This is a genomic window from Hymenobacter mellowenesis (assembly GCF_030581005.1).
GTDB lineage: Bacteria > Bacteroidota > Bacteroidia > Cytophagales > Hymenobacteraceae > Hymenobacter > Hymenobacter mellowenesis.
Map to the genome: position 1 here is coordinate 23,639 of NZ_JAUQSX010000002.1, position 14,214 is coordinate 37,852.

At 63.7% G+C, this 14,214-nt stretch carries 8 protein-coding genes; 2 read left to right on the forward strand and 6 right to left on the reverse strand.

Features of this window, described 5'->3' with window-relative positions; all coding sequences use genetic code 11:
- Nucleotides 1-26: 26 nt before the first annotated feature.
- Nucleotides 27-683, reverse strand: a complete 657-nt coding sequence (locus Q5H92_RS04245) for a hypothetical protein (RefSeq protein WP_305010250.1) — start codon at nt 681-683, stop codon at nt 27-29.
- Nucleotides 684-907: 224 nt separating this feature from the next.
- Between Q5H92_RS04245 and Q5H92_RS04250 the strand changes: the two genes are divergently transcribed.
- Complete coding sequence (locus Q5H92_RS04250) at nt 908-1,567, forward strand: HAD family hydrolase (protein WP_305010251.1); 660 nt, start codon at nt 908-910, stop codon at nt 1,565-1,567.
- 140 nt (nt 1,568-1,707) lie between these two features.
- Here Q5H92_RS04250 and Q5H92_RS04255 read toward each other — a convergent pair whose 3' ends face one another.
- From Q5H92_RS04255 to Q5H92_RS04275, 5 genes are all read right to left on the reverse strand, one after another.
- Complete coding sequence (locus Q5H92_RS04255; RefSeq protein ID WP_305010252.1) at nt 1,708-1,992, reverse strand: hypothetical protein; 285 nt, start codon at nt 1,990-1,992, stop codon at nt 1,708-1,710.
- Nucleotides 1,993-2,061: 69 nt separating this feature from the next.
- Nucleotides 2,062-3,990 (reverse strand): CocE/NonD family hydrolase, encoded by a 1,929-nt coding sequence (locus tag Q5H92_RS04260; RefSeq protein WP_305010253.1) that lies wholly within the window; start codon nt 3,988-3,990, stop codon nt 2,062-2,064.
- Between the two features lie 186 nt (nt 3,991-4,176).
- Nucleotides 4,177-7,476, reverse strand: a complete 3,300-nt coding sequence (locus tag Q5H92_RS04265; protein WP_305010254.1) for an AsmA-like C-terminal region-containing protein — start codon at nt 7,474-7,476, stop codon at nt 4,177-4,179.
- A gap of 118 nt (nt 7,477-7,594) precedes the next feature.
- Complete coding sequence (locus Q5H92_RS04270) at nt 7,595-8,293, reverse strand: hypothetical protein (protein ID WP_305010255.1); 699 nt, start codon at nt 8,291-8,293, stop codon at nt 7,595-7,597.
- 382 nt (nt 8,294-8,675) lie between these two features.
- Complete coding sequence (locus Q5H92_RS04275; RefSeq protein WP_305010256.1) at nt 8,676-10,130, reverse strand: ATP-binding protein; 1,455 nt, start codon at nt 10,128-10,130, stop codon at nt 8,676-8,678.
- A 402-nt stretch (nt 10,131-10,532) separates the two neighbouring features.
- On the opposite strand from Q5H92_RS04275, the gene Q5H92_RS04280 reads away from it, so the two are divergent.
- Nucleotides 10,533-14,111 (forward strand): PAS domain S-box protein, encoded by a 3,579-nt coding sequence (locus Q5H92_RS04280; protein ID WP_305010257.1) that lies wholly within the window; start codon nt 10,533-10,535, stop codon nt 14,109-14,111.
- Nucleotides 14,112-14,214: the final 103 nt, after the last annotated feature.

The following is a 14,214-nucleotide window of genomic DNA, read 5'->3' on the forward strand; positions in this document are numbered from 1 at the left end:
GGCGTTTTGGCATTGGGGAGGAATTGCTAGTAATTCCGAACAGGTAGTCCCCGTTCGGCTACGTACAGCTTTGTTTTGTCCACCAGACTGAATAGGTCGGTATCGTAGTACTGCTTTTGACCGTGTTTTTCTTTCGGTACAATTTCAAAAGAAAGAAAAGAGATGCTTTCGGTTTGCTCTGATGAGCCGGCGCTTCCTTTGGCCCAAAAGTTTGATTGGTTGAATCCCACGCACGAAGTGTTCAGGCGATGGCTGGACTGGTCGACCACGACGGGCTCGCGGTAAGTGCGGTCGAAAGTGCTTTTGGTCAGGTAGCCGATGCCATTACTGTCAACGCGCAAGATGTTCTGTTCCACATTGGACAGCACGAGCGTCACTTGGCCCGTGTACCCGTTTGGGACCACCACTGTCAGAATGGGCGAGTACAGCTGGTAATGCATGAAAATGAAGCCTGCTGTGCCAACTATTAAAAATAAATTCAGAAAAGGAGTGCGCTTAAAAAGCAGTTTTGCGAGCGCTGTAACAATCAGGCAGCCAGTAAGAATAGCGGCTAAGTACATGGCGCCTAAAAAATAGCCGGGTAGTATGAGCCCGCCAGGTAATTGGGCAATTTGATAGAGTAGCCCGCTTAGCAGCAGCAGAAAAGGTATTCCCAGCAAATAAGGCAGTCGGTGGCTTTTCATGATGCTGCGGGGCAATGGTGGCAGCCGCAATGGTGGCGGAAGATGCGCCCAAGTTAATAGGCGCTAAGCTCCCAATGCCGCAGCAGTGCCACGTCTTTCCCTGGTTTCCGCGGGGCAAAGTTGCCTTGAGCCGAAGTACCCCGACCTTTGCCAGGTACGTCCCCGCGCCGCTCTGATTGTTTGGTTTTCGTTTGGGGACGCAAACCACAAAATTCGCGCTACTTATGAAAGCCTTTATTTTCGATATGAACGGGACCATGATTCACGACATGGACTACCACACCCGCGCCTGGCGGCACCTGTTCAACCACGACTTGGGCGGTAGCTTCACCCACGAGGAAGTGAAGCCGCAGATGTACGGCAAAAACCAGGAGGTACTGGTCCGCATGTTCGGGCCTGACCGGTTTACGGCCGACGAAATGGACCGGCTATCGTTGGAAAAGGAGCGACGCTACCAGCAGGAATACCTGCCGAATCTGGCGCTGCTGCCGGGCCTGCCCGCGTTTCTGGAAGCGGCCCACCGGGCGGGCATTCCAATGGCCATCGGCTCGGCGGCCATTCCGTTCAACATCGATTTTGTGCTCGATAACCTTCGCATCCGCCACTATTTCAGCGCCATCGTGAGCGCCGACGACGTGGTGCTCAGCAAGCCCCACCCCGAAACCTTTCTCAAAGCCGCCGCCCAGCTCGGCGTGGCGCCCGCCGACTGCCTCGTGTTCGAGGACGTGCCCAAGGGCGCCGAGGCGGCCCTGAACGCGGGCATGAAAGCCGTGGTGCTCACCACCACGCATGAGGTGGCGGAGTTTGCGGCGCTGCCCAACGTGCTGCATTTCGCGCCGGATTTTACCGACGAGTTTGTGCGCGGGCTGTTGCCGGGGGCGTAGAGCGGCTAGAATGAAAAAGAACGTCATGCAGAGCGCAGCGAAGCATCTTTACCGCAGCAGTAATCATATTTACTATTGCGGGCAAGATGCTTCGCTGAGCTCTGCATGACGTTCTTTTTACCAGTGTTAAATCAACCTGCCTACATCTTCGATTTCGTCTTGCCCTTGGCGGCACGTTTGGCGTCGCGGTGGGCTTTCTTTTCGGCGTCGGAGCGGGTCCGAACCGGGGTGCCGGTGCCGGGCGACAGCACGTCGCGGTTGTTGGCGATGTTGGAGCCGTCCATGGCTGTGCCCACGCGGGGCTGGTTGTTGGAGGGCGCTGTGGGATTGGTGTTGTTGTCGGCCGGCGCGTTGCTGGCGGGCTTGGTTTGAGCGAATGCGGCGGTGCTCAGGCCCAGCGAAAGCATTAAAGTGAGGAGTTTCATAACGCGGTGGAGAAGGAATGGGGAATACCCTTCCTACGTGCTACTGTCGGGCTGGGGTTGCGCGGCGGCCTACGGCAGCACCAACACCCGCACCGCCGAGGGGTGCGCCGCGTCGTGGTAGAGCCGGATAGTAGCCTTCTGAAAGTCCTTGGCCTCGGCCGTGGCAATGGGCACGAAGGTTTGCGGGTTGCGGTCGACGAGCGGAAACCAGGTGCTTTGCACCTGTACCAGCAGCCGGTGGCCTTTCTGGAAGGTGTGCAGCACATCGGGCAGCTCGTATTTTACTTCCGTGGGCTGGTTGGGCTTAAAGGCCTCGGGCTTGGAAAAACTGTTGCGGAAGCGGCCGCGCATCACCTCGGCGCGCACAAGGCGCTGGGTGCCGTCGGGCAACTCGTCGATGACTTTCACGATGAAATCGGCGTCGGTGCCGGAGGTGCTCACCCATAAATCGGCCGTGAGCGGGCCGGCCAGGGTCAGGTCGTCGGGCAGCGTTTCGGTGCGGAAGCTGAGTACATCGGGCCGCTTGGCGGCGAAGCGCTGGTCCTCTATCATGTATTCGTTGTTGCGGCCGCCGTGCACGCCGTCGGTGTAGGGCACGGGGTTAGCCGGGTCGCTGACGTATTGAAATGGAATCTTAACGCTTTTATCAGCACGCACATTTTGAACATATGAAGGCGTAGATTTCAGCCCCATTGGTCCTTCATTTGTTGCTTTTGGGTCAACCACAGTAAGACTGTTTCCTGTCTTGAAATACAACAGGCGTGGTTTCGTGGTGGTAGGCGGCCAAGCCGGGTACGTTTTCCACTCGTTCGTGCCCGTGTTGAATACCGTGGCCTCGGCCGGGTTGAAGCTGCCTTTGTCCTTGAGGTAGAAGTTAAAAAACGGCGTTTCCAGCGTCTGGCGGAAGGTTTCGGCAGTGTTGGAGCCGAAGCTGAGGGGGCCGAAGCGGCTCCAGTCGGGGCGGGCCCAGGCGCCGTGGGTCCAGGGGCCCATCACGAGGCGATTGGTGGCGGCGGGGTTCTGCTTTTCGATGGCCTTGTACGTGTTCAGGGCGCCGAAAAGGTCTTCGGCATCGAACCAGCCGCCCACCACCAGCACGGCCGGCTTCACGCCCGTCAGGGCCGGCCGGATGTTGCGCGCCTGCCAGTAGGCGTCGTAGGTTTCGTGCTGCTGGTACTCGTTCCAGATGCGGGCGCGGTTGTTGAAATACTGCGGGCCATTGGCGTTTTTGATGGGGCCAAGCTCCAGAAAGAACTTGTAAGCGTCTTTGGGCTCGAACTTGAAAAGCGACTGATAATTGGCCACCGGCCCGGTGCGCGGCACATCGAAATAGTTGGTAAACTCAAAGTTGTCGAGCAGGAAAAACGCGCCCTTGTGCCGCGCGTCGTCGCCCATAAACTCATCCGTGACGGGCGCCTGCGGCGACACCGCTTTCAGCGCCGGGTGGGCATTCGGCAGCGCCGCCGAGGCGTAGAAACCGGGGTAGCTGATGCCCACCATGCCCACGCGGCCGTTGTGACCGGGCACGTTTTTCAGCAGCCACTCAATGGTGTCGTAGGTGTCGGAGCTTTCGCTAATGCTGGACTTGAAAAGTGCTTGACTGTCTGGATAAGTCGTGCCGGCCGGGGTCATTTCCTCAAACTGGCCTTCGCTCATATAGCGCCCGCGCACGTCCTGGTACACGAAAATGTACTTCTCCTGCGACAATTCCCGGCTCGGCCCTGGCCCGCGCTGGCGGTACTTCTGCTCGCCATACGGCCCGGCCGAGTAGGGCGTGCGCGTCATCAAAAACGGGTAGGGCGTGGCCGCCGAGGCATCCTTGGGCACGTAGATGGTGGTGTAGAGCTTCACCCCGTCGCGCATAGGTATCTGGCGGTCGAGCTTGGTGTAGTGCTGCCGCACAAAGGCGGAATCCTGGGCGCGGGTTTGGGCGTGGGCGGCCGGCGCGGCGGCGCAGATGGCGAGCAGGAGGGCGGTGGTGAGGTAAGGGCGGGCCATGGGGGACTGTATTGGAAAGCGCGGATTTCTAATTCAAAGGAACGTCTTGTCGAACGCAGCCGAGACATCTCGCGTGCCGAAGTAATCAAAACCGTTTCTACGATTGATTCACTACCCCACGCGAGATGTCTCGGCTGCGCTCGACATGACATGCTGATTCCATTCTCCCAACCGCTCCGCCTTTCCTCAGCGCAGCAGCCGCACCGTCGTATCCAGGCGCTGGGTGATGAGGTAGTCGCGGTATTGCTGGCGCAGGCGGGCCATGGCTTCGCGCTGCTCATCGCGCTGGAAGAGGCGCACTTTATACTTCTCTTTGGGGGCGGTGCGGCGCAGGTTCACGTAGGTGAGCTTGCCGTTGTCGGAGTGGCTCACGGGCTCGCCGTTCCGGATGCGCTCCACGCGCTTGTCGTTGTTGCCAAACAGGGCCTGAAGGGGCTTGAGGCCGATAAAGAGGTTGGTGGCGCCATCCAGGCCGTAGTGCCCGCTGATTTCGAGGTTGCTCAGGTTGCTGTCCAGCCGCAGGCCGGGGATGATGAGCTGGCCCTGGGTGAGCAGGAATTCGCCCGTCACCGGCGCGAAGTAGAGGTGGCCGGTGCGCTCGGCTTTCATAAACTTGAGTGCCTCCATCAGCACTTCCACGTTTATCAGCTCCAGGTTGCGGAAATCGACTTTCAGGTAGCCATCGGTTTTCGCGAAGTCGGGCAGAAACTTTCGGCCGAGGTCGGTGCGGATGTCGGCCACGCCGCGCAGGCTGCCGCGGATGTTTTCGCCGCTCAGCACGTTCAGGCCCATGCCGCTGGCCCCGGCAAACAGGGCCGGCAGCTCCACGTCCTGCAGGCGCATCTGGAGCTGGGTGGGGTGGTGGGCGCGGTTGGCCGAGCTGCGCATGTAGCCGCTCAGCCGGATGCCGCCCTGCAGTACGTCCACCGAGCAATTATCCAGCTTGGCCTCGCCTTCGAGCAGGTGCGACACCAGCCGGAACCGGCTGCCCTGCAAAGGCCCGTAGTGCACCTTCTCGGCCTCCACGCGCAGCACCGCGCTCAGCACGCCGTTGGAGAGCAGCGAACGGTTGCCGGGCGACTGCAGGCGCTGGGAACGGCGGGTGGCCTTGCGCTGGATGCGGGCCAAGCTGCGGGCTGTGGGCACGGTATCGGTGGGCGTAGTGAGGCTGGAAATGAGGCCCAGCAGGCGCGTCACGTCCAGGGTGGCGTAGCGCAGGGTCATGTCGGCATCGGCCGCCACGAGGTGAAAATCCTCCACTTCGGCGGTGGCCTGGGCTTCGCCGTAGCCGCCCTCGGGCGTGCGGAAGCGCAGGTAGGGCAGGCGCAGCAGGCTGCCGGTTTTTATCAGCTGCAGGCCCACGTGGCGCATGCTTTCGTCTTCGGGCAGCTGGGCGTGGTCGATGTCGAGGGTAAGGCGGCCGTTGGCGGCCAGTAGCAGGTCGCGCAAGGCGGGGGAGGCCGCCGTGGGGCTGCCCTTGCGTTTGCCCGGGCGCGCGGCCCTCGCCGTGGGATGGGTGAAACGCTCCACAAATTGCCGGTAGTTGAGATTGGCAAAATGCACGCCGAGGTCATACTCCACGGGGGCCACGCGGTTGTCGGGGTCGGTGGGCCAGTGCACGTTCCCGCGCACGTCGCCGCCCCACACCCGGCCGGCCAGGTTCAGAAGCTGCACCTGCCGGCCGTCGTGGCGCACGCTCACGGCCAGGTTGCTCAGGGTATCGGCGGCCAGCAGCAGGCGCTGGCACTTCAGGTTCACATTCAGCCGCAGGCCGGGCGGAATCAGCTCGCTGCCCAGCGTGGCGGCCAGCTGGGCGCGGTCGCGGGCGTTGCGGGCCCGCTTGGGCAGGCTGGTGGGCGAGAATCCGGGGCCCGCCTCGCGGGGCAAGGGCCGTAGCAGATGGCGCAGGCTGGCCACACGCAACTCATCCACCTGAAAATTACCGTTGATGCTGGCGGTGGGGTGTTTTCCGGTCAGGTAATTCAGCAAATGCACCGTGGTGGCCGAGGCCTTGAAGCGCATGCCGTTCAGCACACCCGAGGCGTTGGAAAGCCGCCACAGCGAGTCCTGCAGGCCCACTTTCACGTTGAGGGCCGAAAGGTCGGCGCCGCGCTGCGGTAGCAGGAAGGACGCCTGGTGCAGGGTTACGGTGCCGTAGAGCAGGATGTTTTTGCGGGGCCCGAGGTCGGGCCGGTTGGCCGGGGGCGGCAGCAGGCCGCGCATCCGCAGGTCGAGCTCGGCCACGCCGCTGCGGGCCTGCCACCGGTCGGGCGAGAGCAGGGCGGCCAGCTCGGGCAATTCCGTGCGGCCCTTGATGTGGCCATTAACGAAAGGCCGCTTAAAGTCGCGCAGCGTGAGGGCCGCATCGAGCCGGCCGGCGGCGGAGTAGATGCGGCAGCGCCGGAGGGTGAGAATAGTGGAGCGGATGTTGTGCCGGGGGCCGTTGTCGTAGGTGCCGGCTAGGTCCCAGCGGGTGATGTGGCGGCCTTCGCCGGGCCATTTCAGGCTGGCCGCGCGCAGGTTGAAGGTGAGCACATTGTGGGGCGTCACCTTGGGCCCGCTGATGCCCGTGATGCTGTAGTGGATGTGGGCCTTACTGAGGCTGGTGGCGCCGGCCAGGTAGGGCTCCAGGCGCGGCGGCAGGGCGGCGTGCAACACGTCGGGCAGCGGTTGGTTGCCCACAAAGCGCAGGTTCATCAGTGTGCCGGCCGGCTGGTCGGGGTCCACGGTGTTGGTGCCGCTCACCCGAATGGTGTCGCCGTTGAGGGTGGCGCGGGTGCGGTAGAGCAGGCCCTGGCGGTTCCCGAACGTGTATTTGTAGTGCACCCAGGCTTGCACCGGTTCGTTCTCAAACAAGGTGCCGGCGCGGGTGCGCAGGTAGCTGAGCTGCCCGTCGAGGGTGCCGGCCACGTGCATCACGCCGCCCCGCAGCCGCACCGATAGATGGGCCACGTCGGCGCGGGCCCCGAAGGCCGTGCGCAGGTAGCCATTCTGGGAGCTGAACCGGAAGTTGGTCACCAGCAGCTCGTCCAGCGTCAGGTTGATGCCGGGGGCCTTGCCGGTGCCGCGCTTGCGCTTGCCGCGCAGCCCCCAGGAGCGGCCCAGCGAGTCGACCCGCTCCCGAAAGTCCACGTCGGTCACGGCCAGCCGCTTCACCAGCACGCGGCCGCGCAGCAGCGGCAGCAGCTCCAGGCGCAGGTCGGCGCGGGCAATGCTCAGCACTGGCATGCGGCGCCGAAACGACGTGTCCGTCAGGGCAATGTGCTGCAATGAAGCCGTGAGGTGCGGAAAATCACGCCACGGCGAAAAGTCTACCTCGAAGGGCTCTAGCACCAGCTCCGAATTGTGGGTGAGGGCATGACGCACTTTCTGGGCCACGATGCGCCGGCCGTACTCGCTGCCCGCCAGCCACATCACTCCCACGCCCCCCAACACCACCAGCAGAAGCACTGCCGCTAGTACGCGCCGGAAGGAGAATGATTTCATAGAAGCCGTGGTTGCCTGGCCTTAGCGCGACAATGGGCCGCGCACAGTCCAGCCAAAGTAGCCCCAATACGGGAAATATGCCGCTAAGTATACTGGCAGCCGGCCCGGCAGCCCGGAATTATTCCTCTTCGGCGGCCACCGCGTCGGCGTGGGTGGTGGCGGCGTATTCGTCGGCGTACTTGAAATCTTCCAGCCAGTTGGCCGAGCCCACCACGTCGAAGACCACGGAGTTGGCCGTTTTTTCAGTTTCTTTCAATTGCCAGAGAATGGACTTAGCCTCCACGAATTCCGTGCCCGCCAGCTGGGTGCTGAACAGGCGGTTGAGCAGGGCGTTATCGGGCAGGCCCTGGGCCAGCAGGCGCAGCAGGGGCGCGGCTGGCTCCGTGGCAAATACGTCCAATTCGGCCGGGTTTTCGGTTGTGCATTTCACCTGAAACTCCACGGCCTTGGTGGCCGGGAAGGTGCCGTTGAAGGCATCGTGGAGCAGCTGGGTGCCTTGGTAGAAGCCCTTGTGCAGCGGCATCTCGGGGTTTTCCTCCCACAGCTTTTCGGTCAGCATCTGGTGCGAGAGGTTCTCCACCTGCCCGCTGGTCAGCTGCTCGGGGAAGAGGTAGCCCAGCACGACTTCGGCCGCCTCGCGTGGCTCCAAATCGGTGAAGGACATGAGGCACATTTCCTTCAACTCGGCCTCGCTCACGGCGTCGGCGCCTTCAAAATTCATCTTTTGCAGCAGGGCGCGGTAGTCGGTGTTCTGCCAGGAATTGGGGAGTTCGGTCAGCGTGGAAAAGCTGAGGCGCTCAACGGTGAAATTTGACATGGAAATGGCGGCGAGGAGAATAAAATGAAAGGACGAGCACCTGAATAGGCGGCCCGCTACGGTCGGGTTTACGAGCGCGCCGAACAAACAACCGGATTCTGGCACGATGCAGGGGCGGGGGCGTACCCGACTGGACGGCTGCACCACATCAACGATTCTGTTCAACGGCGGGCGGGGGCAAGCCCTGCCCTTACATCGTTCAAACGGAGCATCGGCAGCAGAATGCACTAGGTTTCAATCCCAAAAACGCCTAGCTTTCGGCTCCCAATTTCCCGCGCTCAAGCGCCGTCAGCCGCCCGCCATCTTTGCCGCCGAATCCGGCTCATTAAGCCAGTACGTTTTTGTGCCTGCTGATTTACTCTTGGACTTTTTTTGTGCGTATTTAAGCCACAACGGGAAGTGTAAAAAAGAACCGGCTGCCTCTTTCGGGCTGGCTTTCAACCCATAGCGTGCCGCCCTGCGCCGCGATGAACTCCCGGGATATACTCAGGCCCAGGCCCGAGCTGTTGCCCTTGGCCGTGCGGCCCGGCACGCCGGCAAAGCGCTGAAAGATGCGCTTGTGGTACTCGGCCGGAATGCCGGGGCCGCAGTCTTCCACGCTCACGCGCACCATTTCGCCCCAGGGCAGCACCCGCACCACCAGTGGCGCCGCCGTGGGCGAGTACCGGATGGCATTGGACAGCAGGTTGATGAGCACCCAGGTGGTTTTTTCCACGTCGCCCTGCACCTCGGGCAGGCCGTCGGGCACCTGAATATCGAGTTGCAACTGCTTGTCGGCGAGCTGTGGGTGCACCGTCTGGGTGGCGTAGCCGATGACGTCGGCGAGCTTCATTTTCTGCACGTCGAGCTTGATGCCGGCGCCCGCATCGAGGCGCGCCACGTCGATGAGCTGGCCCACCATGTTGAGCAGGCGCTGGGTTTCCTCGCCGATGCCGGCGGCCAGCTTCTGGCGCTGGGCGGCGTCGGTGCGGTCGTTCTGGAGCAGCATCAGGCTGAGCTTGATGCTGGCCAGCGGCGTTTTCAGCTCGTGCGAGATGGTGGCCAGGAACCCCGATTTCACCTCGTCGAGCTTCTTGAAATCGGACACGTTGCGCAGGCAGAAAATGTGGCCGCCGGGCACCGTCTTGCCGGTCTCGCCGGTGCTCAGCTCGATGGGGCTGATGCTGAGCTGGTAGTGCGGCGCTTCGCCTTTATGCGGGAAGGTGAACACGGGGTCGGGCACGGCGTCGCCGGCCAGGTTGTGGGCGGCCAGCGGGGCCAGCAGTTCCCGCAGCGGCTCGTTTTTTTCGGCTACCACAGCGGCGGGCTGGCCTTCGAGCTCGGTTTGGCGCAGGCCCAGCAGGTCGCAGGCCACGGGGTTGGCCAAGATGATGGTTTGGTGCTCGTCTAGCAGCAGCAGGCCCTCGTCGAGACTGCGCACCAAGCTGTCCATGCGGTTGCGCTCGGTGAACAGCTCGGCCAGGGTGGCGCGCCGGTCGGTCTGGGCCTGGCTCAGCACGCGGTTCACGGCGGTGGCCACGGAGCCCACTTCGTCGCGCCGGCCCACGCCCACGCGGGTAGCGGGGCCGGGGCCGGCCACCTTTTCCACGTCGACGGTGAGGCGGCGCAGCGGGCGCACCACCACGCGCGGCAGCCGCACCATCATCACAACACCCACCGCCGTGCCGGCCAGAAGAAAGGCTAGCACCGTGGAGCGGGCCACGTTGAAATCGTGCTGCTCGATGCCGTGGGCGCCGTTTTCGAGGTAGTTGATGGTGAAGAAGGCGTAGCCGCCCAGCCCCAGCAGCAGCAAAAGTAGCAGGAACACGCTGAAGCGGATTTTGAGTTTGAGGGACATGGCAGGGGAGGAGCCGGCGGCAGGCATGGCCGCCGGCACTAAGAAATCAAGAGCAGCCAGGCCGGTCGACAGGCGGGGGGCGGGGCGAGGCGGCGGGGCTTGCCGTGGGCACATGCCCCCGCCAAACGCTCGCCCCCGCCCCGGGCCCAAAGCTAGGTACCGGCCCCTGGGCAAAGACGCGGGATGAATCGCCGGGAGACGGCCGAAATTACCGCAGTCCGTACTTTTAGGCAGCGCAAAAATCCGAAAAGGCTTGATTGTTTTGATTCCGAATACGTTATTGGGAAGGCGTGCCACGAGTTGCCCGAACTTTTGGCCCCGATAACGACTCCTTATCTGGTGCGGTAACCAATTGTTTCGGCTTCAATTGCTCCGCTTTCTGCAACTCCAAGCCCTTTGGCCATGTCCTCTAGCCCCGATACCGACTGGGCCGCGCAGCTCGCCGCGGCGCGGGCCCGCGGGCAGCAAGCCGAAGCAGCGCTGGCGGCGGCCGAGGCCCGCATTGCCGCCCTTGAGCAGGAGCACGCGGCCATTGCCGGCCACGCGCAGCGCCAGCAAATGCAGCTCTCGGCCCTGGTGCAAAACCTGCGGGTGGGCTTGGTGCTCGTAGATGAGCAGGGCCGCATTCAGTTCGTCAACCAATATTTCTGGGAGCTGTTTGGGCTGCCGGCCGTGGCGGGCCCGGACCAGGGCGGCCCGCCGGTGCCCTATTCGGCGGTGTATATTGACAACGCTTTCCGTGACCCGACGGGGTTTCGGAACCGGGCGCAGGCCCTGAACGCCGCCGGCCAAACCGTGCTGCAGGAAGAATTGGCGCTGGCCGACGGCCGGGTGCTGGAGCTGGACTACCTGGTGCTGGACAAGGCGCGCGCCGGCCGCCTGATTTGCTACCGCGACGTGACCGAGCGCCACCACCGCGACGCCGAGCTGCGCACCCTCTCCTTCATCCCCCAGCAAAACCCGAACCCCATTCTGCGCCTCACCGCCGCCGGCGAAGTGGTGTATGCCAGCCCGGCCGCTGCGCCGCTGCTCGAGGCCCTGGCCGCCGACGAGCACGGCCTGCGGCAGCGGCTGGTGGCGCTGGTGCAGGCCGCCCTGCGCTCGCCGCAGCAGCAGCAGCAGGAGCTGGCCGTGGCCGGCGAGCATTACTTGTTTACGGCCGTGGCCGTGCCCGGCGAGCGCTACGCCACGCTCTACCTCACCAACATCACGTCGCGCTACCAGGCCGAGCAACTGCTGGTGAGCCAGCGGGCTTTTTACGAGAGCGTACTGGAGGAAGTGCCCACCACCATCGCCGTGTTCGATGCCGAGCACCGCTACCTCTACCTCAACCGGCTGGTGGAGCGCGACCCCGACATCCGGGCCTGGATGCTGGGCAAAACGAGCACCGAGGCCGGCACGCGCCGGCAGCGCCCCGCCGCCATGATTCAGCAGCGCGCCGCCAATTTTGCCGCCGCCCTGCGCGAGCAGCGCGAAGTGGAATGGGAAGAAATCCACGTGCGGGAAGGGGCGCCCCGCAGCTTTCTGGTGCGCTTCCGGCCTGTGGTGTCGGCCGATGGCCGCACGCTGATAATCTGCTCCGGCATCGACATCACGGAGCGGAAGCAGAGCGAGGAAATGCGGATGGCGCAGCAAGAATTCTACGAGTCCATTCTCAACCTGCTGCCCGTCGATATTGCCGTGTTTGACGCGGAGCACCGGTTTATGTTCGCCAATCCGTCGTCGATTTCGGACCCCGTGGTGCGGAAGCAGGTCATTGGCATGACCAACGAGGAGTACTTCGCGTTTCGCAACCGGCAGCAGCCGTCCGGCATGGCCGACCAGCGGGCCCAGTACTTCGACCTGGCCGTGCGCACCCGCACCGACGTGACGTGGGAGGAAATGCGCACCGACAAAAAGCAGCGCCCCCAGCTCATCATGCGGCACCTGCGGCCCGTGTTCGACGCCGATGGCACGCTCCGCCTGGTGGTGGGGTCGGGCATCGACATCACCGCCCGCTATACCGCCGAAAAGCTCCAGCACGAGGTGCAGCAGATGCTGCAGGTGCAGCAGGACTTCGTGCGCCAGATTCTGGACGCCCTGCCCAACGTGCTCTACATCGTGGACCCCGACGGCGCGGTGTCGTTTTCAAACCCGGCCTACGAGGCCATGATTGCGCACGGCCGCCACTGGCAGGAAGCGGACGTGCCGCCGGCCGTGCGCGAAGAAATGCGGCAGATGCAGGCCCTCAACCAGCTGGTGCGCGCCAGCCAGCTGCCCCAGGTGAAGGAGATGCCCTACACCCTGGCCTCGGGCGAAACGCTGTACTTCCACGTGCACAAGCGCCCCATGCTGCGCCCCGATGGCCAGTTCGACATCCTCACCATCAGCACCGAAGTGACGGCCGTGAAGCAGGCCCGCTCCGCCCTGGAGCGCCGCGAAAAGCAGTACCACGACCTGGTATACTACTCGCAGGCTCTCATTTGCACCCACGACCTGGCCGGCATCCTGCTCTCGGTGAACCCCGCCATTGAGCGCCTCATGGGCCTGCCCGCCGCGCAGCTGGTGGGCCAGTCGCTGCGGCGGGCCATTGCGCCCGAGCACCACGCGGCCCTGCAGGCCTACCTCAACGGGGGCCAGCACGCCCAGCCCCGCATTGTGCAGGTGCTGGCCGGCGGTGGCGAGCGGCGCTACCTGCAATACTACACCTACGAAGTGCGCGAGGAAGGCCATCCGCCCTACGTGGTGGCGTCGGGCTACGACGTGACGCAGGGCATTATAGCCCAGCAAGCCCTGCAGCTCGCCAAGCGCGAAGCCGAAGAAAACGCCCACGCCAAAGAGGCGTTTCTGGCCCGCATGAGCCACGAAATCCGCACGCCCCTGAATGGGGTGCTGGGCATGGCTGCCCTGCTCCAGAAAACGCCCCTCGATGCCGCCCAGCGCGAATACCTGGCCACCATGCAGCACGCCGGGCGCCACCTGCTGGCCTTGCTCAACGACGTGCTCGACATGGCCAAAATCACCAGCCAGCACCTGGAGCTCAACCATGCCCCCTTCGATGTAGCCATGGTGTTGCAGGGCGCCGGGCAAACCGTGGCCGCGCTGGCCGCCAAAAAAGGCCTGCAGCTGGAAGTGGAGCCCCTGCGCCCCGACCTGCCCCGCGTGCTGGGCGATGCCTACCGGCTGCACCAGGTGCTGCTCAACCTGCTCTCGAACGCCATCAAGTTTACGGAGGCGGGTCTCGTGCGGCTGGGGGCCGATGTGGTGGCCGAAACCCCCGAAGCCCTCACCCTGGATTTCCGGGTGGAGGACACGGGCATTGGCATTTCGGCCCAGGAACAGGTTCATATCTTCGACGCTTTCGCCCAGGCCAATGCCGAAACCAGCCAGCTCTACGGGGGCACGGGGCTGGGCCTGACCATCAGCCAGCAGCTGGTGGGGCAAATGGGCGGCACCCTGCGCCTGCACAGTCAACCGGACCAGGGCACCACGTTCTACTTCCAGCTGGTGCTGCCCCGGGCCGCCGAACCCCTGACCCCGGCCCCGCCCGCTGCCGCCCCAGCCGCTTCCGCGCCGGCCGAACGCCTGCGCGGCCTGCGCGTACTGCTGGCCGAGGATAACCTTGTTAACCAGCGCATTGCCGTGGCCGTGTTGGAATTCTGGGGCGTACAGGTAACAGCCGTGGGCAACGGCCGCGATGCCCTAGCCCAGCTGCTGCAGCAGCGGTTCGACGTGGTGCTGCTCGACATTCGGATGCCCGGCCTGAACGGGGTGCAGGTGACCGAGGCCATTCGCCGCCACCCCGTTCAGGCCCTCGCCCAGGTGCCCATCGTGGCCCTCACCGCCAACGCCTTCGAGGCCGACCGCGCCGCCTACCTGGCCGCCGGCATGAACGCCTGCCTCACCAAACCCTATGAGGAAGCCGCCCTCTGCCAGCTGCTGCTGGATTTGACAGAAAGCCGACCCGGCCGAGCAGGAACAGGAAGTACGCCGGGCAGTTGACTTATGGTGAAGCAGAAAAAATAGGAATAATCTAATTACCGTTTTTAATATCTACTGTTATCGAGTACCTTGCCCACCTTTCCGGGTGGTTGGGGTGCTGCCT

What these genes read in the sequence shown, in the direction of transcription:
- Q5H92_RS04245 (WP_305010250.1), bottom strand. Translation starts at nt 683, where the DNA reads ATGAAAAGCCACCGACTGCCTTATTTGCTGGGAATACCTTTTCTGCTG.
- Q5H92_RS04250 (WP_305010251.1), top strand. Translation starts at nt 908, where the DNA reads ATGAAAGCCTTTATTTTCGATATGAACGGGACCATGATTCACGACATG.
- Q5H92_RS04255 (WP_305010252.1), bottom strand. Translation starts at nt 1,992, where the DNA reads ATGAAACTCCTCACTTTAATGCTTTCGCTGGGCCTGAGCACCGCCGCA.
- Q5H92_RS04260 (WP_305010253.1), bottom strand. Translation starts at nt 3,990, where the DNA reads ATGGCCCGCCCTTACCTCACCACCGCCCTCCTGCTCGCCATCTGCGCC.
- Q5H92_RS04265 (WP_305010254.1), bottom strand. Translation starts at nt 7,476, where the DNA reads ATGAAATCATTCTCCTTCCGGCGCGTACTAGCGGCAGTGCTTCTGCTG.
- Q5H92_RS04270 (WP_305010255.1), bottom strand. Translation starts at nt 8,293, where the DNA reads ATGTCAAATTTCACCGTTGAGCGCCTCAGCTTTTCCACGCTGACCGAA.
- Q5H92_RS04275 (WP_305010256.1), bottom strand. Translation starts at nt 10,130, where the DNA reads ATGTCCCTCAAACTCAAAATCCGCTTCAGCGTGTTCCTGCTACTTTTG.
- Q5H92_RS04280 (WP_305010257.1), top strand. Translation starts at nt 10,533, where the DNA reads ATGTCCTCTAGCCCCGATACCGACTGGGCCGCGCAGCTCGCCGCGGCG.